We start from the raw sequence: 23,251 nt of genomic DNA, 5'->3' as shown, positions 1-23,251 counted from the left end.
GTGGCGCTTATTTATCGAGATAGTCTCTAATCGACCGTTCAATACCCACAGCATCTAACCCTAGCGCTTGATGCAGCTCATCTTGAGTTCCTTGAGCAATGAACTTGTCAGGAAGGCCTAAATTCAGTACGGGCTTAATGAGTTTTTCTTGCATCATAAACTCGATCACGCCAGCACCAGCACCGCCTGCAATGGCATTTTCTTCTAATGTGACAATCACATCATGCTCATCAACAAGCTGTTTGATCAAAGCTTCATCAAGTGGTTTGACAAAACGCATATCAGCGACAGTGGCATTGAGCTTTTCGGCCGCTTCAAGTGCATTGCCTAAGAAGGTACCGAAGCTGAGAATCGCCACTTTTTCACCTTTTCGTACGACTCGGCCTTTGCCAATTTCTAACGCGGTAAACTCTTGCTCAATGTCAGTTCCTATACCGCTGCCACGAGGGTAACGTACAGCACTTGGCCCTGTGTGCTTATGCCCTGTGTAGAGCATTTGGCGACATTCGTTCTCATCGCTTGGCGCCATGATAACCATGTTTGGAATACAGCGCATAAAGCTCAGATCAAAGGCGCCTTGATGAGTCTGACCATCAGCACCCACTAATCCAGCACGGTCAATTGCAAACATGACGGGTAGATCCATGATGGCGATGTCGTGAATCAACTGGTCGTAACCGCGTTGAAGAAAAGTGGAGTATATCGCGACAATCGGATGGTTGCCTGAAATCGCCATACCTGTCGCCAATGTGACGGCATGTTGCTCGGCGATTGCAACATCAAAGTACTGCTGTGGGTACTCTTTGGAGAAGCGAACCATGCCGGAACCTTCACGCATCGCTGGTGTGATGGCCATCAATTTAGGGTCCTGAGCGGCCATATCACACAGAAAATCACCGAAAATTTTGGAGAAGGTTGGCTTGCTAACGTTGCTTTTTGGTAGAGACGAATTAGAAGGATCAAATTTTGGAACCGCATGATAACCAATCGGATCTTTTTCTGCCTGTTCGTAACCTTTGCCTTTTTTCGTCATGATATGAAGAAACTGTGGACCTTTTAGTTCACGCATGTTTTTCAAGGTTTTGACCAGCTCGTTCACGTCATGGCCGTCTACCGGACCGATGTAGTTAAAACCCAGTTCTTCAAACAGAGTACCAGGTACGACCATGCCTTTAAGATGCTCTTCAGTGCGGCGAACCAATTCTTTGATTGGTGGAACGCCTGACAGTACTTTTTTCCGCCTTCACGAATCGAGGTGTAGAGGCTGCCAGAAAGCACCTGAGCAAGGTGGTTATTCAGTGCTCCGACGTTTTCAGAGATCGACATCTCGTTGTCATTCAGTACGACTAGCATGTCCGAATGAACGTCGCCTGCGTGGTTCATAGCTTCAAATGCCATACCTGCGGTAATGGCACCATCACCAATCACGCTGACCACTTTGCGATTTTCACCTTCTTTTTCTGCACTGATTGCCATTCCTAGCGCAGCGCTGATAGAGGTTGATGAGTGGCCGACAGATAGCGTGTCATACTCACTTTCTTCGCGCCAAGGAAAGGGGTGCAGCCCGTCTTTCTGGCGGATAGTCGACATTTGATCGCGACGACCAGTCAGGATTTTGTGTGGATAGGCCTGATGGCCAACATCCCAAACCAGTTGGTCGAACGGAGTGTTGTACACATAGTGAAGCGCCACAGTAAGCTCCACTGTACCCAGGCCAGAGGCGAGGTGACCACTGGACTGACTGACAGAGTTCAATAAGTAGGTGCGTAATTCGTCACACAGCGTGGGTAATGCTTCCTTGGGAAGGCTACGCAGCTCGTCTGGTGTATTTGCCAGAGCCAGTGTTGGATATTTTGAAATATCAAGAGTCATATAAATGCGCGCTTTTAGTTTAGTTCTTGCGTTCGATGACGTATCGGGCGAACTCTTCGAGTAATTCTGTATTGTATGGGATTGCTTCTAAAGCTTGAAGCGCTTCCGTTAACAGAGTGTGAGCTTTGTTAACAGCGCCATCTAAACCTAGCAGTGCAGGATAGGTACTTTTGCCTAAATCCTGATCAGAACCTTGAGGTTTACCTAAGGTCTCTGTGTCACTGATAATATCTAAAATGTCGTCTTGAACCTGAAACGCTAGGCCAATAGCGTCGGCAAACTGGTCTAACTGAGGTAAGACTTCAGAGCCTTTTTGCCCAGCAGCAAGCGCTCCAAGTCGGATTGCACATTTCATTAGTGCACCGGTTTTATTACGGTGAATATTTTCCAACTCTGCAAGCGATACCTTTTGACCTTCTGCCGCTAGGTCCAAAGCTTGTCCTAGGCACATACCATTGGCACCGGATGCTTCTGCCAGTGCTTTCACCATCTTTATACGATAGGTTTCCGCTTCAGGGCTCAATTCGCCATCGGCAAGAATAGTAAATGCCAAGGTTTGCAGGGCATCGCCAGTCAGGATCGCTGTGGCTTCATCGAATTTGATATGGCAGGTTGGTTGTCCGCGACGAAGCTCATCATCGTCCATCGCAGGTAAATCATCATGGATAAGCGAGTATGCATGGATGCATTCAATCGCCGATGCTGGGGTATCTAACTCTTCCATTTTACAGCCCAACATCTGGCCTGTGATATAGACCAGAAACGGGCGTGCGCGTTTTCCACCTAATAGCAGGCCATAGCGCATGGCTTCAATCAGAGGCTTTTCCTGATGAGGAAGCTGGTTTAACCAACGTTCTAATTGTCGATTGTTTCTTTGTTGTAGAGAGGTTAACGCCTCGTGCATAGCAGCAATTCTTCTGTGGTAATTATTCTGGCTGAGTAGAGAACTCTGAAAGCGGGGTTTCATCGTCGTTCTGAAGTAAGATGCTGACGCGTTGTTCTGCATCGCTGAGCTTATTCTGGCCTTCGCGAGCCAGTGCGATACCACGTTCGAACTTTTTCAGTGCGTCATCAAGAGCCAGATCACCGTTTTCAAGGTGTTCAACAATAGAGTCGAGTTCTTCAATTGCTGCCTCAAAGGACATGTTTTCAGGTTTCTTGCTCGCCATAATATTTCTACATTTGAAAAGATGCACGAAACTTACCTTAGCAGGTAATGATGGTCAAATTTAACCGAGGAAAATTGACAGAAAAATCGAGGTGGCGCGGTCAATATTATCTTATAAAGGTCACGTCACGGCTTTAGTCTGGTTTACTATGTCGCTATAACATCTATATTTGTGTGAGTACGATACCAATAAAACACTAAAGATCTGAAGATGTTGCCGATATAATTTACCAGATAGCTTAAAAGATAGCATGAGGAGTGCTTTGTGGATTTAGCAACGCTGATAGGGCTCATTGGCGGCTTTGCTTTCGTCATCATGGCGATGATTCTTGGCGGAAGCATAATGATGTTCATCGATGTAACCTCCATACTTATCGTTGTGGGCGGCTCGACATTTGTTGTCCTAATGAAATTTACCATGGGGCAGTTTTTCGGTGCGGCGAAGATTGCGGGCAAAGCTTTCATGTTCAAAGTCGATGAGCCAGAAGATTTGATCGCCAAAGTGGTCGAAATGGCAGACGCAGCACGTAAAGGGGGATTTCTAGCACTTGAAGAAATGGAAATCACCAACAACTTCATGCAAAAAGGTATCGATTTATTGGTCGACGGCCATGATGCCGATGTTGTACGAGCTGCACTGCAAAAAGATATTGTCCTAACCGATGAGCGTCATGACTTCGGTGCGAGTGTGTTTCGCGCATTTGGCGACGTTGCGCCCGCAATGGGAATGATAGGTACTTTGGTTGGTCTAGTTGCCATGTTGTCTAACATGGATGACCCCAAAGCTATCGGTCCAGCCATGGCGGTTGCGCTTCTGACGACCTTATACGGTGCTATCTTATCTAACATGGTGTTTTTCCCTATTGCTGACAAGCTGTCACTGCGTCGTGATCAGGAAAAACTCAATCGTCGCTTAATCATGGATGGTGTACTCGCTATTCAGGATGGACAAAACCCGCGCGTTATCGACAGCTATCTTAAGAATTACCTTAACGAAGGTAAGCGTGCTCTTGATGTAGATAACGAGTAAGGTTGTTGGTATGGAAGATGAAGAACCAAAATGCCCGCCCCCGGCTTACCGCTATGGATGGGAACATTTGCTGACTTAATGTCACTGTTGATGTGCTTCTTCGTACTTCTGTTGTCGTTCTCTGAGATGGACGTTCTGAAGTTTAAGCAAATCGCAGGTTCAATGAAATTTGCATTCGGTGTACAGAACCGATTGGAAGTTAAAGATATTCCTAAAGGAACAAGCATCATTGCTCAGGAATTTCGCCCCGGGCGTCCTGAGCCGACACCGATTGATGTCATCATGCAGCAGACCATTGATATTACCCAACAGACACTGGAATTTCATGAAGGTGAATCTGATCGTGCTGGTGGTACGCAGCGTGATAAAGGGAAACAAACCGGTGGCAAGTCACCCGATACCTCGACTCAGGACAGTCAAAACTCAGAATCAGACAGCGAACAACAGCAATCAGCAGAACTCTCGCAGGAGCTGGAAACTTTGATGGAGAGTATAAAGAAAGCGTTGGAGCGTGAAATTGAGCAGGGTGCGGTTGAAGTTGAGAACTTAGGCCAGCAGATTGATATCCGTATTCGTGAGAAAGGGGCATTTCCTGAGGGTTCTGCATTTCTTCAGCCCAAATTTCGACCTTTAGTCCGGCAAATTGCGGAATTAGTTAAAGATATTCCGGGTATAGTGCGAGTTTCAGGACATACCGATAATCAACGCCTAGACTCTGAGTTGTATCGCTCGAATTGGGACCTGTCAGCTCAGCGTGCTGTCTCTGTCGCGCAGGAAATGGAAAAAGTACGTGGCTTCTCTCATCAACGCCTTCAGGTGCGAGGTATGGCTGATACACAGCCGCTAGGTCCAAACGACACTGAAGCTCAGCGTTCGCGTAACCGACGTGTTGAAATCAGTATTATGCAGGGAGAGCCTCTCTATAGTGATGAGGTCCCATCTCTACCAAGTACTAACTGAGAAAAAGGCGAGCTAAATGCTCGTCTTTTTTATGGTCTTTGCTTCATGTATAATCTTGCGCCCTTAGAGGCAGCGTAACGCTAAGCTGCTAGGCTCAGTAGAGCGTGAGAATAGCAAACAGTAAACTTGTGAAGTGAATTATGAAATTTATCGTAAAGCCCCATCCAGAAATTTTTGTAAAAAGTGAATCTGTGCGTAAGCGCTTCACAAAGATTCTTGAATGCAATATCCGTAACATTATTAAGAGTCGTACAGAGTCTGTTGCTGTTTTCAACCGTCGTGACCATATTGAAGTTACAGCGGAGTCGGATGACTTCTACAAAGAAACAGTGGAAGTGCTGACTCAAACTCCAGGTATCCATCATGTATTGGAAGTTCAGCAGTCAGAGTTTAAAGATTTGCATGATATCTTCGAGCAGGTACTTGAACTTAATCGTCCTAGCCTTGAGGGAAAAACATTCGTTGTTCGAGCTAAGCGTCGCGGTAAGCACGACTTCACCTCCATCGAGCTGGAACGCTACGTTGGTGGTGGCCTGAACCAAGCGATTGAAAGTGCAAGCGTGAAACTGCGTAATCCTGATGTGACGATCAAAGTAGAAGTGGCAAACGAAAAGCTCAACCAAGTCATTAAACGTTACAAAGGCCTGGGTGGTTTCCCTCTTGGTACCCAAGAAGATGTATTGAGCCTGATCTCGGGTGGCTTTGATTCTGGTGTTTCAAGCTACCTACACATCAAGCGCGGTTCTAAAGTGCACTACTGCTTCTTTAACCTTGGTGGCCCTGCGCACGAAATCGGTGTTAAGCAGGTGTCACACTATCTGTGGAACAAGTATGGTTCTTCTGCCAAAGTACGCTTTATCTCGATTGATTTTGAGCCGGTCGTAGCTGAAATTCTTGAAAAGGTCGACGATGGCCAAATGGGGGTTATTCTCAAGCGTATGTTTATGCGTGCTGCTGGTTTGGTCGCTGAGAAGTTTGGTATTCAGGCTTTGGTCACTGGTGAAGCAATAGGTCAAGTATCAAGTCAGACCCTAACTAACTTGCGCCATATTGATAACGTTACAGATACTTTGATTCTACGCCCGCTTATTAACTGGGATAAAGAAGATATCATCAATTTAGCGCGCGATATCGGTACGGAAGACTTCGCCAAGACAATGCCTGAGTACTGTGGCGTGATTTCGAAGAAACCGACAGTGAAAGCCGTCAAAGCGAAACTTGACGCTGAAGAAGACAAGTTTGATTTTAGTATTCTTGAGCAAGTGGTCCGTGATGCTCGTCAGATGGACATCCGTGATATTGCGAAAGAGTCTGAAGAAGCGGCTCCTGAAGTAGAGCAAGTTCAAGCGGTTGAGCAGCATGCGACTGTACTCGATATTCGTAGTCCAGAAGAAGAAGAAGATAACCCACTTGAAATTGAAGGAGTGGAAGTGAAGCATCTCCCTTTTTACAAGCTGGGTACTCAGTTTGGCGATTTAGACCAGTCTAAAACATACTTGCTGTATTGTGAGCGTGGTGTTATGAGTCGTTTACAAGCGTTATACCTGCTAGACCAAGGTTTTACTAACGTTAAAGTTTACCGCCCTTAATACGGATTTTCAGCATCTATAAAGCGCAAATCGTCCGGTTTGCGCTTTTTTATTTGTATGGCTTTTTCATGATATTTAACGGGTATCTTGATAAATGAAATGGATAAAAAAACACCGCCGTTAGGCGGTGCTAAATAATTTGACAGACAGGTCAAAATAAATACAGGAAGTATGTGTTTCGTCTCTAGCTAGAGAGGCGAAACTTGGTAGAAACCTACCTAACTCGAAATACGAGTTTGCAAACACAACATCGCAACAAAGTGCCAATTGATTCAAAAAAGAATCAAGCCGTTCTGGCTCTTGCTGCGTGGGGAAATATAGAATTTCTCTGGTCGTCAGGCAATGGACATTTTATAATGTTTCAGATTAAAAAAACTAATCCAATTTATGGAAGGGTGCCATGTCTAGAAGATTGCCACCTTTGAACTCTTTAAAAGTGTTCGAAGCTGCTGCACGTCATTTGAGCTTTACTAGAGCAGCAGAGGAGTTATTTGTGACTCAGGCTGCAGTTAGTCATCAAATTAAAGCGTTAGAGGAGTTTCTCGGCCTGAAACTGTTCAGGAGACGTAACCGTTCATTGCTGCTAACGGAAGAAGGTCAAAGCTACTTTCTGGATATCAAAGATATCTTTACTTCGCTTTCAGAAGCGACAGATAAAGTGTTAGAACGCAGTGAAAAAGGCGCATTGACTATCAGCCTACCGCCCAGCTTCGCGATTCAATGGCTAGTTCCGCGTCTAGCCGACTTTAATCAGCAGGAACCGGATATTGATGTTCGTATTAAAGCGGTAGATATGGATGAAGGCTCACTTACTGACGATGTAGACGTTGCGATTTACTATGGTCGAGGAAATTGGCCGGGGTTACGTGCGGATAAATTGTATCAAGAATTTCTTATCCCACTCTGCTCTCCATCTCTGTTGTTGAGCAATAAACCATTAGAAACTCTAAGTGACCTTAAGCACCATACATTGCTTCATGATACTTCGCGAAAAGATTGGAAGCAGTTTGCTAAAGAACACGGTATTGAAGGCATTAACGTTAATCACGGCCCTATATTCAGTCATTCGACTATGGTGTTGCAAGCTGCAGCACATGGGCAGGGAGTTGCGTTAGGTAACAACGTCTTAGCTCAGCCAGAAATGGAAGCGGGACGACTGATTGCGCCATTTGATGAGCTGTTAGTGTCTAAGAACGCGTTCTACGTGGTGTGTCACGACAAACAGGCTGATATGGGGCGCATTGCCACATTCCGTGACTGGATGCTTGCCAAGGCACAAAGTGAGCAAGAGGAGCTACTTGATGACTGATTTTCTGATTGATGGTGAGCAAGGTAGACCCGTTTTTATTTTTGCTCACGGTGCGGGAGCCGGTATGGATCATGATTTCATGACGGCGGTAGCGAAAGGGTTAGCGAAGAAAGGGATTCAAGTTGTCCGTTTTAACTTCCCATATATGGTTAAACGCGCCGAAGATGGCAAACGTCGCCCGCCAGATCGAGCGCCCAAGCTTCTAGAAGCGTATCAGGCCGTAATTGGCGAGTTTTCTGATGTACCTGTTGTGATTGGCGGGAAATCCATGGGCGGGCGCATGGCCAGCTTGCTTGCTGAAGATGGTAACGTGGCAGCGATTGCCTGTTTAGGCTTTCCTTTTCATCCACCGGGTAAACCCGAAAAATACAAAGGCGAGCATCTGGCGACGCTCAATAAGCCGTGTTTAATCCTTCAGGGGGAGAGGGATACTTTTGGTAAGCAGGATGAGTTTAAAGATTTCGCTCTCTCAGATGACATCAAGGTGAAATTTATCCCTGATGGCGATCATAGTTTCAAACCTAGAAAGAGCTCTGGTCATACCGAAGCGGGCAATATCGCTCTGGCGGTTGAGCATCTAGCGGATTTTATATTGGAGAGTCATGGTGAAAAGTAAGCAGTTACTTACCGTTGGTGGTATATTTGCCGGAGTTAGTGTCGCACTCGGCGCTTTTGCCGCTCACGGGTTAAAGCAATCACTATCACCTTATTTACTGGATGTCTTTAATACAGGCGTTCAGTATCAATTTATTCATGCTCTAGCGATTTTACTTTGTGGAGTCTTACTTAGGATAGGCATGGTTGAGAAAGCACAAAAATATTTCGCCCTTGCTGCAAATTGCTTTATCATCGGCGTCTTTTGTTTTAGTGGCAGTCTTTACGCCCTTGCATTAACCGCAATCAAATGGTTTGGACCTATCACTCCATTTGGCGGTTTGACCTTTATGCTTGGCTGGGGACTGTTTGTTTTCGCAGCGTTACAGATTAAAGAGGTGAATCAGTGAAACACTTAATGCTCTACTGCCGATCTGGTTTTGAAAAAGAGTGTGCTGGAGAAATTCAGGATCGCGCAACTCAACTTGAAGTGTTTGGCTTCCCTCGTGTAAAGAACAACACTGGTTACGTACTGTTTGAATGTTATCAGGCGGGTGATGCGGAACGTCTGGCGAAAGAACTCGACTTTAAGTCTTTGATTTTTGCGCGTCAGATGTTTGCAGTTGCGGTGGAGATTAAAGACCTTCCACGCGAAGACCGTATTTCTCCTATTTTAGAAGAGCTCAGCGAGGTTGAATCTTTCCCACGCTGTGGTGATATCCGCATCGAAACACCGGATACCAACGAAGCGAAAGAACTGCTTAAGTTTTGTCGTAAATTCACGGTTCCTGTGCGTCAAGCCATGCGCGGCAAAGGCATTTTGTTGCCGAAAGACAGTCCTAAAAAGCCTGTTCTGCACATTTGTTTTATCGCTCCTGGTCACTGCTTTGTTGGTTATTCTCTGCCAAGCAATAACTCACCGTTTTTTATGGGGATCCCACGTCTCAAATTCCCAGCAGATGCACCAAGCCGCTCAACGCTTAAGTTAGAAGAAGCGTTTCATGTCTTCATTCCAAGAGAAGAATGGGATGAACGTCTGGCTGCTGGTATGTGGGGTGTTGATTTGGGTGCGTGCCCGGGAGGTTGGACTTATCAGCTGGTTAAGCGCTCGATGTTTGTTCACGCGGTGGATAACGGCATGATGGCTGATAGCCTGATGGAAACTGGTCAGGTTAAGCATCATCAGGAAGATGGTTTCAAATTTGAGCCTGCACGTAAAAACGTGACTTGGTTAATTTGTGACATGGTAGAGAAGCCATCTCGCGTTGCTCAATTGATGGGTGAGTGGATCATCAGTGGTTGGGCTAAAGAAGCGTTGTTTAACCTGAAATTGCCAATGAAAGGTCGTTACGATGAAGTTCTGGAAGATATTGAAAACCTCAAGATCTTCCTGATTGAGAATAAAGTGAAATTTAAGCTCCAGGCGAAACACCTTTACCACGATCGTGAAGAGATAACGGTACATGTTCAGTGTTTATCGAACATCTCGCCAAGATAAAAAAACGCTCCCTCGGGAGCGTTTTTAGATTTACTCTGATGTCGGCCACATCTCCCAAAGCTGGGATTCCATTGAATTCTCAACGCTATCACTAAGTAGTGAGAAGAAGTCCAGCCCGGTTTGTTGTTCGACATCGTCAATAGTGGTGACAAAGCTTGCCAGTTCGCTACTGGAAACATCACGATGTGGGACGACAAACGCAATCGCATCGTTGAAGTAGGGATCAAGAATGACTTTATAGAAGGCACTTGGAATCACGACATTGTTGCCAATGCTGCTCTCACCGCCTTGATAAATTGGCCCAGTCACGACGTACAGTTCGTTATATGCATTGGCGAGATCGCGGACATGCTTCTCGAGAATACGCCAGCCGACACGATTAAAGCCCGGAAGCTGAGGTGACATATTGCTCATCAAAAAGCTTTGTGTCATCGACTTCTGGCTAAAGTCCATTGTAGCGGAAGGGGCAAGGTGTCCACGGTCGTAACCAGAGCCACTGTAATCGGCGAGGGTTGAGCGTGCGTAATCAGGCAGTTCAGAATCTTCTTTGAAGTTGTTACTGCGTTTATAGCTGGCGTTCACACTGTCTGCCGTGATGTGATAGGCAACCCAGTCTGCGTTTTTCATCTGGTAGTTGTAGCCTACCGCGTAGCCGTCGCGGCAAAGGACGTGATCAGATTGATAGGAAGGTAAGCCAACGTCGAGGTGCTGACCGCAGGTTTGTGCTGCGGCTGGCAGTGAAAAGACAACAGCAAGACTAAGTAAAATAGTATTTTTCATTATTATGCTCCTTGTTATTGGAGTTATGAAAAATAGAGTAAATAGTCAGTAGTGCTGTGATCTTGATTAAGAATTAATCAATTCTTGGTCTGGCATTGATTGGGTGAATGTTAAATGTGTGAAGGCAAAGGATTTCACAACAGATTTTATAAACACGGTTTTATAATTAAAGGCCTGAGCTTGAGCTGCGTTAGGTTGAAGGAGTATGGGGGCCAGTAAAGCGAATATCTTGTAGATTGAAACCCAACTCAATGTTTGTTTTCAACGCCGAAACTTTTTGCATCGGCGGGCGGAATCGATGTGCTCATCGAGTTTCTTACGATATTTGGCGACCAGCTCATCGGATGCATAGGCTTGTTCAATATCTTCAAACTGGGTAAGGATTTCTTTGGCCGCCTTCGGGCCAACACCGGGGACTCCCGGCACCTGACTGGAACTCACGCCAGTCAATCCCCAGTAGTCAGCCAACTGAGAGGGTTTGACGCCGAACTCTTTATCGATAAAAGGTGCATCAAGCCAACGATGTTGAAAGTAATCGCGGATCTGTAAAGTCGGTGACAGCAGCTGGCAGTAGCCCTTATCTGTTGAGATGATCGTCACTTTTTCTTTATGACTCGCCACTTTCATTGCCAACGTTGCCACCAAATCATCGGCTTCATCGCCTTCAGAGAGCAGAGAATCAATCCCTAGTTCCCACCATGCTTGCTGAATTGCATCCAAACCGTTAAGCAATGGCTCTGGCATGGGTTTGCGGTTTTGCTTGTACTCAGGCAGAACTGCAGCGCGCCAACCTCTTTCTTGGAGATGATGGTCGAATACTGCAATGATGTGCGTTGGCTGCGATTCGCTGATGATTCGATTCAATGTTCGTGTGGTTGTGGTAATGGTTCTTGTTATATCGTTTGGGTCGGGTTGCGCCGAATGGACGCGTCGAATCAGGTTCAAAGCATCAATAATAACAAGATGAATAGACATAAAAATCAAAAAATAAGGGCTAAGAAGCCCTTATTGTAAAGCATGAAACACAGATTACCAGCTGCGATCAGCTTGTCTTTATTTGGTAGCATGGCTCGTAAGCGGTTCCACCAGGTAACTTCATACGATCCTGAGCAACAAAGTCACGTAGTAACTTGTCCATTTTCTTCATCAGCGCGACATCCCCATCAAGCACAAACGGGCCGTGGCGCTCAATCTCACGAATACCTTCTGCTTTTACATTACCTGCTACGATACCTGAAAAGGCTTGTCTAAGAGCGGCTGATAGGTTTTCAGGGCGTTGATTTAGGTGCAGATCAAGACTTGCCATATTGTCGTGGGTTGGCTCGAAAGGCAGTTGAAACTCCGGTTCTATCTTAAGTGACCAATTGAAGCTATACGCATCACCTGTGTCTTTACGGTGCTGGCGAACATCTGCCATAGCGCGCTTCATGATTTGCGCTACTTTTTCTGGATCATCAACGACAATCTCGTAGTGTCGCTGAGCATCTTCACCTAAAGTTTCACCGATGAATCGGTCAATAGAGCGGAAGTATTCTTCGCTCTCTTTCGGTCCCGTTAGGACGATAGGTAGTGGTTGGTGCGCATTGTCTGGATGCATCATGATTCCAAGAATGTAAAGTAGTTCCTCTGCGGTTCCTGCACCGCCAGGGAAGATCACGATACCATGTGCCATACGCACAAAGGCTTCGAGACGTTTCTCGATATCTGGCATGATCACCAGCTCATTGACGATTGGGTTGGGTGGCTCAGCCGCAATGATGGATGGTTCGGTGAGACCCAAATAACGTTGATCGTAGTAGCGTTGTTTTGCATGGCCAATCGCCGCTCCCTTCATTGGCCCTTCCATTGCCCCTGGTCCACAACCTGTACAGATGTTGAGTTCACGCAAGCCGAGTTCATGACCGACTTCTCGTGTGTATTGGTATTCAGTCGCATTGATAGAGTGTCCACCCCAACAAACGACAAGATTAGGTTCAATACCTGGAGTCAGGGCTCCGGCATTGCGTAATATGCCAAATACCAAGTTGGTAATGTGGCTGGCATTGGTTAGGTTGAGGCGTTGGTTGTCTGCAAGGTGCATGTTGACGTAGACAATATCGCGCAGCACAGAGAATAGATGTTCCTGAATACTTTTGATGATGTGTCCATCGACGAAAGCATGTTCAGGCGCATGATTGAGTTCTAACTTTATTCCACGCTCGCGACGAACAACATTGACGTCAAACGACTTATATTTATCGAGCAGTTCTTTGGAGTTATCTGTGTGGCTGCCTGAATTCAGTACCGCAAGCGTACAATTTCGGTAGAGCTGATAAAGATCACTGGCGGCAGTCTTTTTAAGACGCTCAACTTCGAGCTGAGAAAGCAGATCCATACTACCAGCCGGACTGATATGCGTGATCATAGTAACCTCCTTGATGAGAGAAAACTTCTCTACAAAACTCTTCTTATAATGGTTGTGACTCTGCGTATACGTCGCCGTTAATAGCGCATTGTAAATACGACAGGTACTAACAATCTTAGCATGCTTTGAAGGATATAAAAGGCTAACTGATTGATATAACTAGATCAATCACGCTGTGAATGGCTTTTGAAGAAAGTAGAGAAGAGCGTTATTTCCACACTAGCTGGTTCGGGCCGATGGTCTTCGCTTCGTTTAATACGCGATTTAAACGCTCCAACACTTCTTCCGGTGTGTCAGATTCTTTAAAGCCTGTGCTTGAAGCAGACATAGTAATAACAAGGTTTTGTTCACGAAACTTGAACGGTAGTTTTGCAACTTTGCTTTGAATACTTTGGATAGTATTAAAGCAGTCACTATCTGAGCCGTCTGGCATTAACAAAATGAACTCTTCTCCAGAAAAGCGCGCCACGGTGTCAGTGTCAGATAACTCTTTTTTTATCGTACGGGCAATGATCTTCAGTGCTTTGTCACCTGCGGTATAGCCAAAGCTGTCATTAATCGATTTAAAACCGTCAATATCGAGCATAACAATACGTAGGTTGTTCTGTGACCGGATCCAACGTCGGTATTCCAATTCCAAGCGATCATTAAAAGCGGTACGATTGTACACTTTGGTAAGCGGATCCAGTAGGACCCTCTGTGCTTGATCTTCGAGGCGGCGACGATAATCTTGTGTGACTTCGAATAAGGCTTCCAGCTGGTTTTTGCCATACCCCATACGTTCAATCAGAGCTTGTTCACGTTGCTCGGCGTGATGGAGGCGTTCAGAAAGAGAACTCAGTTTCGCCAGTATTGGGTTGAGTTGTGTTTGTAGCGAATCGAGGGAGCTAGCACTGTCGACTTTTGCTTTAGTCTCAGCAACTAATTCATCCAGTTCACTATTCATGTCCTGACGATGCTCAAAGTAGGTTTGACTTTGATCGACATTCTGGGAAGAACTTTTTAGCGTCGAGGAAAGCGACGCATTGACTTGCTCCAAGAACTGCTCTGAGGTTTTTCGTTCATATTTAGTGCCATCGATGACTAACTTCAGTACCTGAAGAGTCAGTTCAATCAACACATGCGTATTGACACCGAGGAGCAACTTAGCGCGGATATCTGTCAGTAAGTCACCAGATTCACCTTCAAAGTCCAGTTCAGTGATGACGTGTTGTAGTTCATCCGACAGGCGCAACAACAGCTCTTTGTCAGCGCTACTAGTGATCTGGTTACTGGCGGAGTCAGGGTTGGATGTGATGATTTTCAAGGAGCGTTCGTAAATCGCGAGCAACTTCATTGCTGAGTCTGCTTTAGGGCGCTCGACGCCACTAGAATAGCTGAGCAAATCGCGTAGGTCGCGTTTTACTTTTGCTGGCAGGCCCGTTACTCGTAACAGAGTTTCGCCGCTGTGTTTTATCTGGGAGTCCAGATGCTCAGTCTGTTTTTCCATAGCCACACTCTGTTGCTTGAGCAAACGCTCAAGCACTGCCAGCTTCGGGATCAGTGAACTGACGTCTTTTTGTTGCTCTATCGCTTGTCTAAGTTCGGTTAGCCCTGACTTTAGTCTTGGATCTTCACCGCCACATGCATCACTCAGTGACGCAAGGATACGCTTTAATACCTTTTGTTCTCTTTTAAATTTGAACGAGGTATCTCTTTGTGTCAATCGAACCTGCTCTAATTGAGATTTCAGATTGTGCAGCTGTGACTGAATATCTTGCTCGAGGACGTCCATGAAAATCTATACTTATGAAGATAAGATCGAAGAGGATCTTATTAATTAATCGAACGATAATAACAAATAAAATTACCGCGTCACGTTCAACATTATCCGTTTGAGCAGCTTTTACTCATCTTTTAATAATTTTTTGATGCTCTCCTCATTCTTGTAAGAAGAGTGCACTTTTATCAGCCCCTGGCTGATGGAATGTTTGCACGCTTTGCGAATATTACCGGTTGCTAGGCTGGCCGCAGGCGCGTTCTCAATGGCTTTTAAATATACCCATTGGCTTGAATGTTCCTTCATACTCAAAGTGCGTGCAGCACTGGTCGACATGAGCAAAATATCCAGCAATTCTTTATCATTGATGGCGGTATAGGCTCTGGGTAAAAATGGGTAGTCAGCCATTCCCATACGAATGATATTATTCAGCCCATATTTCTGAGCGAATTCATCCACCCAGCGTTGTATTGTTTCGAAGCCTTGCTCTGGATCCGCCATGCTATCGCTGTTCGGCTCGATGTAGAGTAGGTTTGCATCGGAGAAATGATACACCCTTGCTGGGCGTTGTACCTTCTCTTTGAGGTACTGCCCAAAGGCTTTCTCAATCTTGAGTCCATGTGAGTAGCCATGTTGTAAGTACATGTTGCGTAAGAAAGGGACATCGATCATCACAAAGCGCAGCCGATCGTTCAGTGGTTCATGAATGAGTTCCCCCACATGCCACTTTTCAAACTTGTGGCTGCTTGCTTCCAACGACGCAGGTAGCTTGGCATGGAGCATACGCAAGTTCTTAAGACCAGAACGGGAGTGAGTATAGAGATCATCATTCAGCTCATCGATTTCATCTTTTTGCACACTCATTATGTGGCCGCGGCGGAGTAAGAAGATAAACAGCAGTGCGCAGGTCACAAACAGTGTGAATGAGATTTTCTGGAATTTATGATATTCGTTTTCAGTTTGCTCCAACTTTTGCTTTTGTCCGACTAGATGAAGTGTTTGTTCAACGATGTCTTTTTGTTGGCGGAAGTCATCTTCGTTGATCAGATCCAATTCTTGCTGTTCAATACTGGCCAGTGCGTTGTATTGTTGGAGATATTGCAAAGCCGCCTTATAGTTACCCAATAGTTCGTTACCGACGTTCAACATCTGATAGGCATGTTTCTGTATAGAAAGATCTTCAAGTTTGATAGCGATGTCTAATGCTCTATTCGCTTTGGCTACGACCTCTTTGGGATGTCTCTGATGTGAGGCTAAGCCAGCTTCTAACAGTAGTGCTTGTGCTTTGAGCTTTGGAATGTCGACATAGGCCAGAAGTTCCTCGGCACGTTCCAAGTATTGCTCGGCGAGAGGGAAGTTAACGAGTTGTAAGTACGTGGCCGCCAGAGCGAGACGAATGGCGATGACGTTTTCAATGTTATTCTGAATACGTTCATGATCGATGGCATTAAAATAGTGTACTAAGGCCAGATTGTATTTGCCCTGATGATAATAGATATCGCCCATTCGTTTGAGAATTGGAGGCAGAATCGGTGAATTTTCATAGTTGTCGTAAAAATCGGCAGCTTGGGAAAAGTGATCGGTTGCTTTATCGAGTACGCGTCGTTCGTAGAACAGTTGTCCTAACAGACGGTTAACTTCAGCCAGTTGCAGTCCTGATGTATCTTCAATCGCCCCCAGTAGCTAGTTAACAGTTCAGAAAGTGCCTTGTTATAAATCTTATGGCTAAGAAAGTGTTTACCCAACGCAATATGATAGGCGATGACAGTATGCTTGTTTTTCGATTGTTCTATGTAAGGAATCATATCCTCGTATAACTGATTAGCCAGTGCTATCTTGCCTTCAGCAGAGGCGATGTCTGCCTTAAGCATTTTCAGCTGATAATTGAGCCCCTTAGCCAGTTGCTCTGGATTCTGGATGGCATTAAACGTTTGTTCAACCTTCAAAATGTCATTTCTAGCGCTTTCTGCATCACCATCATTTTTCCAGCGCAAGCGGATCTCGAGTAACCGTAAATCGAGACGCAAATATGGGAGACGATAAGTGGTCGTTAGGGTTTTAGCCTCGTGAAGATACTTAAGGGCTTGTTCAGGATTACCAAGGTTGAATTCTGCACGGGCTAGAATTTTTAGGGCGTCGATGGAACCGCCGGGGGTTCTAACTCTGCTGTCAGAGTCATCTCGTGAGATGGCTGATGGGCTCTTTTCTGTTTGGTCAGTCAGTTTGCGCTGTGCGAGATAATTGGACGCGAGTTGTTTGGATTGTTTTGGTACGATATCCACCAGCGTACTGGCTTCATTGAGCATTGCCGATGAATAGACGGTCGACGCCATCACTTGGGATGACAGAAATAAAACCAATAGTCCAAACAAACGTTCCCAGCGCAAAATCTGCATTCTCTAATCCAATCCTTATTGACGTGCCATACGTTGGTTATGAGCAGGTTGTGCGTGCTCTGTTGAACGATAAGGGTTGATATCTAGACCACCGCGTCGCGTGTATCGAGCGTACACGGTGAGCTTTTCTGGCTGACAGTATTTCATAATGTCAGTAAAAATACGTTCAACGCACTGTTCATGGAACTCATTGTGTTCACGGAATGACACTAAGTAGCGTAACAGAGCTTCACGATTGATTTTTTGACCCTGATACTGAATCTCAACACTGCCCCAATCTGGCTGGTTAGTGATCAGACAGTTGGATTTGAGAAGGTGGCTATGCAGACTTTCTGAGACGTGTTCTTGTTTAACCGCACCTTCTAGCAAGCTGGTATCAAACTCGTAGCTCTCAATCTCGATATCCTGATCATCAATGCAGTCCCCGTCCATTGTCACGACCACACTGTCGGTATAGTCGACGACAGAACGAATAGTGACTGAAACCTCTTCACCTGCACAGTGGGAGAGATCCTTTGCTATTGTTTGTTCAACCTGATCCCATGAGCTAAAGCGGGTTTGGTTGAAACTGTTGAGGTACAACTTAAAGGACTTGGATTCAATCAGGTTAGCACTGGTCGCAGGAATGGACACGTCTCCAATGGCTACCTGTGGCAGACCTTTCTCGTTCAACCAAGACAGCTCGTACAGTGTCCAGATATCACAGCCTTGAAATGGTAATTCATCATTTAGATTCAGGTCATCGCGGTTTAAACTGCGTGGCACAGGTTGAAGTAAAGAAGCGTCGTATTGGTTGGCGTATTCGGTTTTTTGACCGAGCGTTAACCCCGCCAGTTCCTTTGCGTCAGAATATTTGCTCATACTTTGCATAGATTTGGATTAGAATGGCGAGAATTTTACGCAATCCTGTCGTTAAAAGCGAACATTCGAAGACTCAATTGGAGAATCTAATGGCTGAAACTGCCTTGCAAGCGCTGCGCTCGTTCAGTGAAAAGTACCGTCAGAGCTGTCTTGACACCCATGGACATTTGCCAAGAAGCGAAGAGCTGGTGGATCTCGTGTCACCTTGCGTTGAAGCAAAGCAGACTGACTATGTTGAATGGCAGGCAGATGAGCGTGAGCAACCAGCGGATTTCACTAATGTTGAAAATGGTATCGAACTGACACTCCATCAAGATATTAAAACCTTCTACGGTTCGCAGTACAGTGCGGATATGGAGGCGACTTGGAACGGGAACGAGTTGACTCTACTTCAGGTATGGAGTGATGAAGACTTTGTTCGTTTGCAGGAAAACATTCTTGGCCATCTAGTCACTCAGCGTCGACTTAAACTGAAGCCAACGGTTTTCATCGCAGCAACCGATGCGGAGTTGGACGTGATTTCTATTTGTAACCTGACAGGTAACGTTATTCTCGAACGATTGGGTACTGATAAACGCGATGTTCTTGCCGAGAATGTAGCGGAATTTTTGGTTAACCTAGAGCCTGCGGTATAACTATGTACGTTGTTGAATTACAGTTTGAGTGTTTTGATAACACCACCATTTCTGCCGTCGATAAAGCGATTAATGGCCTGATGGACGCGTTGCGTTATAACGGTCAGGTACTTGGGCGTGAGTTCCCTATCGTGATGGGAGAAGGGGAATTTTTTGTTCGAGTCGTGTGCCCAGAGCAGGAAAGTTTGCACCCTAAATATCATTCGGATTTTGTTAACGTCTGCATCGAGCGACTAGCTGAAGCGTGCTTGTTAGCGCCTAAAGCCCGCTTGCTTGGGCGAGATTTGAATTCAGAGCAAGCGGCAGAAGAAACCACTCCTAAATGGCAGGTACTCTACACCACATATGTGCATACTTGTTCGCCTTTGCGCAGCGGGGAAAGTTTGTTGCCAATTCCTCTTTATCGCAATGGACCAACGCTCAATGGCGACCATAAAGCGGTCATCAAATGGCAGACTGAGTGGCAGGCGTGTGATGAAATTCAGATGGCTGGTGCTTGCCGAGCAGAGCATGCGGCACTGCATGAGATTTGCGATGCCGACAGTGTCCTTTTCAAACGTGGCTGGGATTTACGTGGTCGGATCGAATATGTGACGGAAATTCCGACCTATTACTATCAGTACCGAGTCGGTGGCAAAAGTCTGACAGATGAAAAACAGCGTAAATGCCCTAAATGCGGCGGAGAGTGGTTATTGGATGAACCACTGCATGACATTTTCCACTTTAAGTGCGATGAATGCCGAATTGTCTCCAATATTTCTTGGGATCACATCAAATAGTGCCTCTTAAATGAAAAAGACCCGTGTTATTACGGGTCTTTTTTTTTCCTCTTGCTCAGTGGATTGTTCGTCTTGCGAGCGAGCTTTTTTATCCGTTTGTCCAAACTTCATTTTGGCCGTGTACTTCAGTGCGGCAATATTACCTATGATGACACTCAAGACGATAAAGATGATCACCCAAGGGTTGGTGAGTAGTTCCATTAATCCACCTCATTGGAGATATTGGTGATAAATTGATTGTAGATCGTTTCGAGATTCGACAACACCACTTCCTCACCCAGTATTCCACTGTTTGTCAGCTCTTTTTGAAGTGTCTCCAGGCTAAGCAGTGACAAACAAGACGATGCTGTTACGCCATGACTAATGTGCCATGGCTCTGCTGCGACACCGCCCTGATCTTTTGCATATGGAAAAAAGAAACCAAATTCAGTTAGAGACTCCCTGAGCCAGCGATAAAAATCTGCCTGATGGCCTGTTAGGTATTCCCATGGTTCAAGCTGTAACTGGATGTCTTGAGGTAGACTGCTGCGATCAAATACATCGAAGTCACATCCCCAATGATGTCGGCTGGCGCCCGGTAGTGCAGACCAACGTAAGATAGCCATAATCTTTTCTGCATCAGAAAGGCGTTGGCTATCTAGAGGTTGGCTGTTTTTATCAAGAATGGCTGTTTGACCAGCCATTTTTTTGTTCCAGATAGCCTTCTGGCGTTCAAAATCGCGGAAACCGCTGGCAATATTGAGGTTGAAACCAGCCTGAGCCGCCGCTTGTCGCAAAGCTTGTAAATCGTGTTCGACATTAGGGTGCACGGCGAAAATCTTCTGACCAAACATCGCGTCAGTTAGGTGAGTTGAAACTTTGCCAGTCAGCTGCTCAGGGGTCATGTTCACGCCAGAAGATTCTCCAGTGTTTTCTGATACATCTTGGTCAGCTTCTCAAGATCGTCTACTTTCACGCACTCGTTCACCTTGTGGATGGTTGCATTAACCGGACCTAACTCCACTACCTGACCACCCATACGGGCAATGAAGCGACCATCGGATGTGCCTCCAGTAGTAAGTAGAGCTGGTTTGGTTTGATTGACGGTATCAACGGCGTCAACCACAGCGTCGAGAAGTGCGCCAGTATCTGTCAGGAATGGGTCGCCGTTGAAGGTCCACTTAAGCTCGTAGTCTAAGTCGTGCTTATCAAGAGTATCAGTGACGCGCTTAACGATCATGTCGTTGTTAAGCTCGGTGCTGAAACGCAGGTTAAACTGAACATTGAACTCGCCCGGGATCACGTTAGAAGCACCCGTTCCCGCATGTACATTCGGGATCTGGAAGCTGGTGGGTGGGAAGTAGTCGTTGCCTTTATCCCACTCGGTTGACGCCAATTCATGAATTGCCATCAGTGATTGGTGAACGGGGTTTTTAGCTAAATGCGGGTAAGCCACATGGCCTTGAATACCTTTAACGGTCAAGTCACCAGTGATAGAACCTCGACGACCATTTTTCACCACATCGCCGACGAGCTCAGTACTTGATGGTTCACCGACAATACACATGTCGATGTTTTCGTCGCGCGCCATTAGGGTTTCGACAACACGGACTGTACCATTGATAAATGGGCCTTCTTCGTCTGAAGTAATTAGAAAGCCAATTGAACCTTTATGGTCAGGGTTTTCGGCAATGAACTGCTCAACAGCAACAATCATACTTGCTAGAGAGCCTTTCATATCGGCGGCTCCGCGACCATGTAGATAGCCGTCAACCATAGTCGGTTCGAATGGAGGCGTATCCCATAGCTCGACATTTCCCGCTGGCACAACATCAGTGTGACCGGCAAACGCAAACAGTGGGGCTTCTGTGCCTCGACGTGCCCAGAAGTTTGTGGTGTCTTCAAACACCATCACTTCAATTTCAAATCCTAAAGCTTTCAGGCGTTCAATCATCACATCCTGACAACCTGCATCCACAGGTGTTACCGATTGGCGGCTAAGTAAGTCTTTTGCAAGCGCCAAAGTAGGGCTGTCTGTCATCCTTGAATTCCTTTTGCTTAAGAGAAAATGGCTGAGTATTGATCGGCTTTAAAGCCAAGGTGGTAGTCATCACCAGAGACTAAAATTGGGCGTTTGATCATCGCCGGTTGCTCTACCAGCAGATCAATAGCGTTGGCTTCGTTCAGGCCGTCTTTCTGTTCCTGAGTTAGCTGACGAAAAGTCGTGCCGCGTTTGTTAAGCACATTTTCCCAGCCGAGTTGTTGGCAAAATGTTTCAACCATTTGTTTATCAACGCCCTGTTTACGGTAGTCATGGAATTGGAATTCCACCCCTTCTGCTTCCAGCCATTTTTTGGCTTTTTGATGGTATCGCAGTTGGGAATTCCGTACATGGTGATTGTCATAGTTAAACCCTTGAGAGTGACTTATATAAAGTTATTAGAAGCTTTTTGGCATCCTAGCAGGAACTGTTATCAGAGACAAAAGTGTCTCTAATATATTTTATCTTACAAAAAAAATGTGTTTCAAACGCTGAGGATCGATGAGTTATTGATCAAACGCAACACACCGCAAAGCAAAACAGAAATAATGACTCTAGAAATTTATAGGAGGTATCAATGGAATTGAGTCCTGTTTTTGCAAGGCGCTTATATCTAGCATTACTGGTTCAGAATCTCGACAGGCCGAATGTGCCGAAACTGATTGAGGAAACAGGTTGGCCGCGTCGGACGATTCAAGACGTAATAAAAGCTCTGCCTGGTATTGGCATCGAACTGATGTTCATTCAGGATGGTCGCAGACACAATGATGGATATTATCAGTTGTCTGATTGGGGGCCTTTCGATAGCCAGTGGGTATTGGACAGAGAAGCTGACATCGCTGCTTCTTTGGGATTTTGTGCCTAACGACCTGCAGGGCAGTTATAGGCACTGCCCAGGATGGTAAATGATGTGGTGAAGTCTTGTGGTGAGGTCATAAAAACGGTATTCGCGCCAAGCTGACTGGCGCGATTTTTTATTTGATTAACGGCTCCCTGAACCATGATATCGTTAGGGTAGAATAGGTAAGTGTACCAGTGTCCCTCACTGCCAGTAAGATCGCCCTGCCATTGACAGTTCGAGGGATCGAAACTGCTGTCCATTCTAATCTGGACCATGTTGGCATCATGATTGAGTGGAGTGGCTGGGGTTGTACAACCTGCGACTAAAGCAAGCGACATAACTATTTTGCATACCTGACTAAACTTGAGTGACATAAATAATAAAACCAATCCAACTAAGGGCTAACAGTGCCCATGGTAGCATATTGGTTTTTGATTGTGCTTCTATCGTTGTCACTGTTTCAGCTTTTGATTGCACTAGTGCAGCGTGTTGAGCTTGTTTGGCTTTCTGCGCTTTTTTCTTAGCCTTGTCTGCCTGGCGGGCTTTTTCTTTGTGCTGTTTCTTGTATTGGGCAATGCCTTTTTCTATGCCTTGAGCGATCAACTTGGTTTGCTCTTTGGTTTGGCCGGGTTTCTGGGTAGCTTTGGCAATATTCATCGCTTCTTGTTGTGTTTCCTGTGATGGCACGACTTTGTTGTTCATTAAGGTTGTTACCGCGAGATTAATGTCGCTTTATTTTAACACGATCTAATCTTG

Annotated in this window: 21 protein-coding genes and 4 pseudogenes; 10 read left to right on the top strand and 15 right to left on the bottom strand. The window is 45.7% G+C overall.

Features of this window, described 5'->3' with window-relative positions; translation table 11 throughout:
* Window positions 1-7: 7 nt before the first annotated feature.
* From dxs to xseB, 3 genes and pseudogenes are all read right to left on the bottom strand, one after another.
* Window positions 8-1,872, bottom strand: a pseudogene (gene dxs, locus KW548_14605) (1-deoxy-D-xylulose-5-phosphate synthase).
* A 19-nt stretch (window positions 1,873-1,891) separates the two neighbouring features.
* Window positions 1,892-2,776, bottom strand: coding sequence for a (2E,6E)-farnesyl diphosphate synthase (gene ispA, locus KW548_14600; GenBank protein QXX06303.1), 885 nt, complete (start codon window positions 2,774-2,776; stop codon window positions 1,892-1,894).
* Between the two features lie 22 nt (window positions 2,777-2,798).
* Window positions 2,799-3,041 carry an exodeoxyribonuclease VII small subunit gene (gene xseB / locus KW548_14595; protein QXX06302.1) on the bottom strand — a complete coding sequence of 81 codons (243 nt, stop codon included), beginning with the start codon at window positions 3,039-3,041 and terminating at the stop codon, window positions 2,799-2,801.
* A gap of 264 nt (window positions 3,042-3,305) precedes the next feature.
* Here xseB and pomA point away from each other — a divergent pair, with 264 nt between their 5' ends.
* The 7 genes from pomA (at window position 3,306) to rlmM (ending at window position 10,020) form a co-directional block, all read left to right on the top strand.
* On the top strand, window positions 3,306-4,070 hold the full coding sequence (gene pomA, locus KW548_14590) for a flagellar motor protein PomA (GenBank protein ID QXX06301.1): 765 nt from the start codon (window positions 3,306-3,308) through the stop codon (window positions 4,068-4,070).
* A 30-nt stretch (window positions 4,071-4,100) separates the two neighbouring features.
* Window positions 4,101-5,030 carry a flagellar motor protein MotB gene (locus KW548_14585; GenBank protein QXX06300.1) on the top strand — a complete coding sequence of 310 codons (930 nt, stop codon included), beginning with the start codon at window positions 4,101-4,103 and terminating at the stop codon, window positions 5,028-5,030.
* A 140-nt stretch (window positions 5,031-5,170) separates the two neighbouring features.
* Window positions 5,171-6,619, top strand: coding sequence for a tRNA 4-thiouridine(8) synthase ThiI (gene thiI / locus KW548_14580; GenBank protein QXX06299.1), 1,449 nt, complete (start codon window positions 5,171-5,173; stop codon window positions 6,617-6,619).
* Between the two features lie 400 nt (window positions 6,620-7,019).
* Window positions 7,020-7,928, top strand: a complete 909-nt coding sequence (locus KW548_14575; GenBank protein ID QXX06298.1) for a transcriptional regulator GcvA — start codon at window positions 7,020-7,022, stop codon at window positions 7,926-7,928.
* Window positions 7,921-8,544: a dienelactone hydrolase family protein gene (locus tag KW548_14570; GenBank protein QXX06297.1), complete on the top strand. Its 624-nt coding sequence runs from the start codon at window positions 7,921-7,923 to the stop codon at window positions 8,542-8,544. Before KW548_14575 ends, KW548_14570 begins: the two co-directional genes overlap by 8 nt.
* Window positions 8,534-8,932 carry a DUF423 domain-containing protein gene (locus KW548_14565; protein ID QXX08082.1) on the top strand — a complete coding sequence of 133 codons (399 nt, stop codon included), beginning with the start codon at window positions 8,534-8,536 and terminating at the stop codon, window positions 8,930-8,932. Before KW548_14570 ends, KW548_14565 begins: the two co-directional genes overlap by 11 nt.
* On the top strand, window positions 8,929-10,020 hold the full coding sequence (gene rlmM / locus KW548_14560) for a 23S rRNA (cytidine(2498)-2'-O)-methyltransferase RlmM (GenBank protein ID QXX06296.1): 1,092 nt from the start codon (window positions 8,929-8,931) through the stop codon (window positions 10,018-10,020). Before KW548_14565 ends, rlmM begins: the two co-directional genes overlap by 4 nt.
* Window positions 10,021-10,050: 30 nt before the next feature.
* On the opposite strand, the gene KW548_14555 is transcribed toward rlmM, so the two are convergent.
* The 6 genes and pseudogenes from KW548_14555 to queF form a co-directional block, all read right to left on the bottom strand.
* A complete protein-coding gene (locus tag KW548_14555) occupies window positions 10,051-10,800 on the bottom strand; it encodes a DNA/RNA non-specific endonuclease (protein ID QXX06295.1) in 750 nt (249 codons plus the stop codon).
* A gap of 190 nt (window positions 10,801-10,990) precedes the next feature.
* Window positions 10,991-11,775, bottom strand: a pseudogene (xni, locus tag KW548_14550) (flap endonuclease Xni).
* A gap of 67 nt (window positions 11,776-11,842) precedes the next feature.
* On the bottom strand, window positions 11,843-13,204 hold the full coding sequence (gene ppnN, locus KW548_14545; GenBank protein QXX06294.1) for a nucleotide 5'-monophosphate nucleosidase PpnN: 1,362 nt from the start codon (window positions 13,202-13,204) through the stop codon (window positions 11,843-11,845).
* A gap of 208 nt (window positions 13,205-13,412) precedes the next feature.
* Entirely contained in the window at window positions 13,413-14,978 is a 1,566-nt protein-coding gene (locus KW548_14540) for a diguanylate cyclase (protein QXX06293.1), read from the bottom strand.
* 111 nt (window positions 14,979-15,089) lie between these two features.
* A pseudogene (locus KW548_14535) lies at window positions 15,090-17,359 on the bottom strand (tetratricopeptide repeat protein).
* A 15-nt stretch (window positions 17,360-17,374) separates the two neighbouring features.
* Window positions 17,375-18,220: an NADPH-dependent 7-cyano-7-deazaguanine reductase QueF gene (gene queF / locus KW548_14530; protein ID QXX06292.1), complete on the bottom strand. Its 846-nt coding sequence runs from the start codon at window positions 18,218-18,220 to the stop codon at window positions 17,375-17,377.
* Window positions 18,221-18,309: 89 nt separating this feature from the next.
* Here queF and syd point away from each other — a divergent pair, with 89 nt between their 5' ends.
* Together syd and KW548_14520 are read left to right on the top strand one after the other, a co-directional pair.
* Window positions 18,310-18,855: a SecY-interacting protein gene (gene syd / locus KW548_14525; protein QXX06291.1), complete on the top strand. Its 546-nt coding sequence runs from the start codon at window positions 18,310-18,312 to the stop codon at window positions 18,853-18,855.
* A gap of 2 nt (window positions 18,856-18,857) precedes the next feature.
* The gene (locus KW548_14520; protein ID QXX06290.1) at window positions 18,858-19,634 is read left to right on the top strand and encodes a Zn-ribbon-containing protein; all 777 of its coding nucleotides are present in this window, start codon (window positions 18,858-18,860) and stop codon (window positions 19,632-19,634) included.
* Between the two features lie 6 nt (window positions 19,635-19,640).
* Here KW548_14520 and KW548_14515 read toward each other — a convergent pair whose 3' ends face one another.
* From KW548_14515 to KW548_14500, 4 genes and pseudogenes are all read right to left on the bottom strand, one after another.
* Complete coding sequence (locus KW548_14515; protein ID QXX06289.1) at window positions 19,641-19,835, bottom strand: DUF2897 family protein; 195 nt, start codon at window positions 19,833-19,835, stop codon at window positions 19,641-19,643.
* Entirely contained in the window at window positions 19,835-20,518 is a 684-nt protein-coding gene (locus tag KW548_14510) for a M15 family metallopeptidase (GenBank protein QXX06288.1), read from the bottom strand. Before KW548_14510 ends, KW548_14515 begins: the two co-directional genes overlap by 1 nt.
* A gap of 2 nt (window positions 20,519-20,520) precedes the next feature.
* Window positions 20,521-21,654 carry a succinyl-diaminopimelate desuccinylase gene (gene dapE / locus KW548_14505; GenBank protein ID QXX06287.1) on the bottom strand — a complete coding sequence of 378 codons (1,134 nt, stop codon included), beginning with the start codon at window positions 21,652-21,654 and terminating at the stop codon, window positions 20,521-20,523.
* Between the two features lie 17 nt (window positions 21,655-21,671).
* Window positions 21,672-22,018: pseudogene (locus tag KW548_14500) on the bottom strand (ArsC family reductase).
* Between the two features lie 213 nt (window positions 22,019-22,231).
* Between KW548_14500 and KW548_14495 the strand changes: the two are divergent.
* Window positions 22,232-22,519, top strand: a complete 288-nt coding sequence (locus tag KW548_14495; protein ID QXX06286.1) for a helix-turn-helix domain-containing protein — start codon at window positions 22,232-22,234, stop codon at window positions 22,517-22,519.
* Here the strand turns inward: KW548_14495 and KW548_14490 are convergent.
* Together KW548_14490 and KW548_14485 are read right to left on the bottom strand one after the other, a co-directional pair.
* Complete coding sequence (locus tag KW548_14490; GenBank protein QXX06285.1) at window positions 22,516-22,869, bottom strand: DUF4156 domain-containing protein; 354 nt, start codon at window positions 22,867-22,869, stop codon at window positions 22,516-22,518. The genes KW548_14495 and KW548_14490 overlap by 4 nt on opposite strands.
* Window positions 22,853-23,197 (bottom strand): DUF2956 domain-containing protein, encoded by a 345-nt coding sequence (locus KW548_14485; GenBank protein QXX06284.1) that lies wholly within the window; start codon window positions 23,195-23,197, stop codon window positions 22,853-22,855. Before KW548_14485 ends, KW548_14490 begins: the two co-directional genes overlap by 17 nt.
* Between the last annotated feature and the right edge of the window lie 54 nt (window positions 23,198-23,251).

Source organism: Vibrio neptunius (genome assembly GCA_019339365.1).
Classification (GTDB): Bacteria; Pseudomonadota; Gammaproteobacteria; order Enterobacterales; family Vibrionaceae; genus Vibrio; species Vibrio neptunius.
This window is presented reverse-complemented; position numbering and strand designations above follow the sequence as displayed.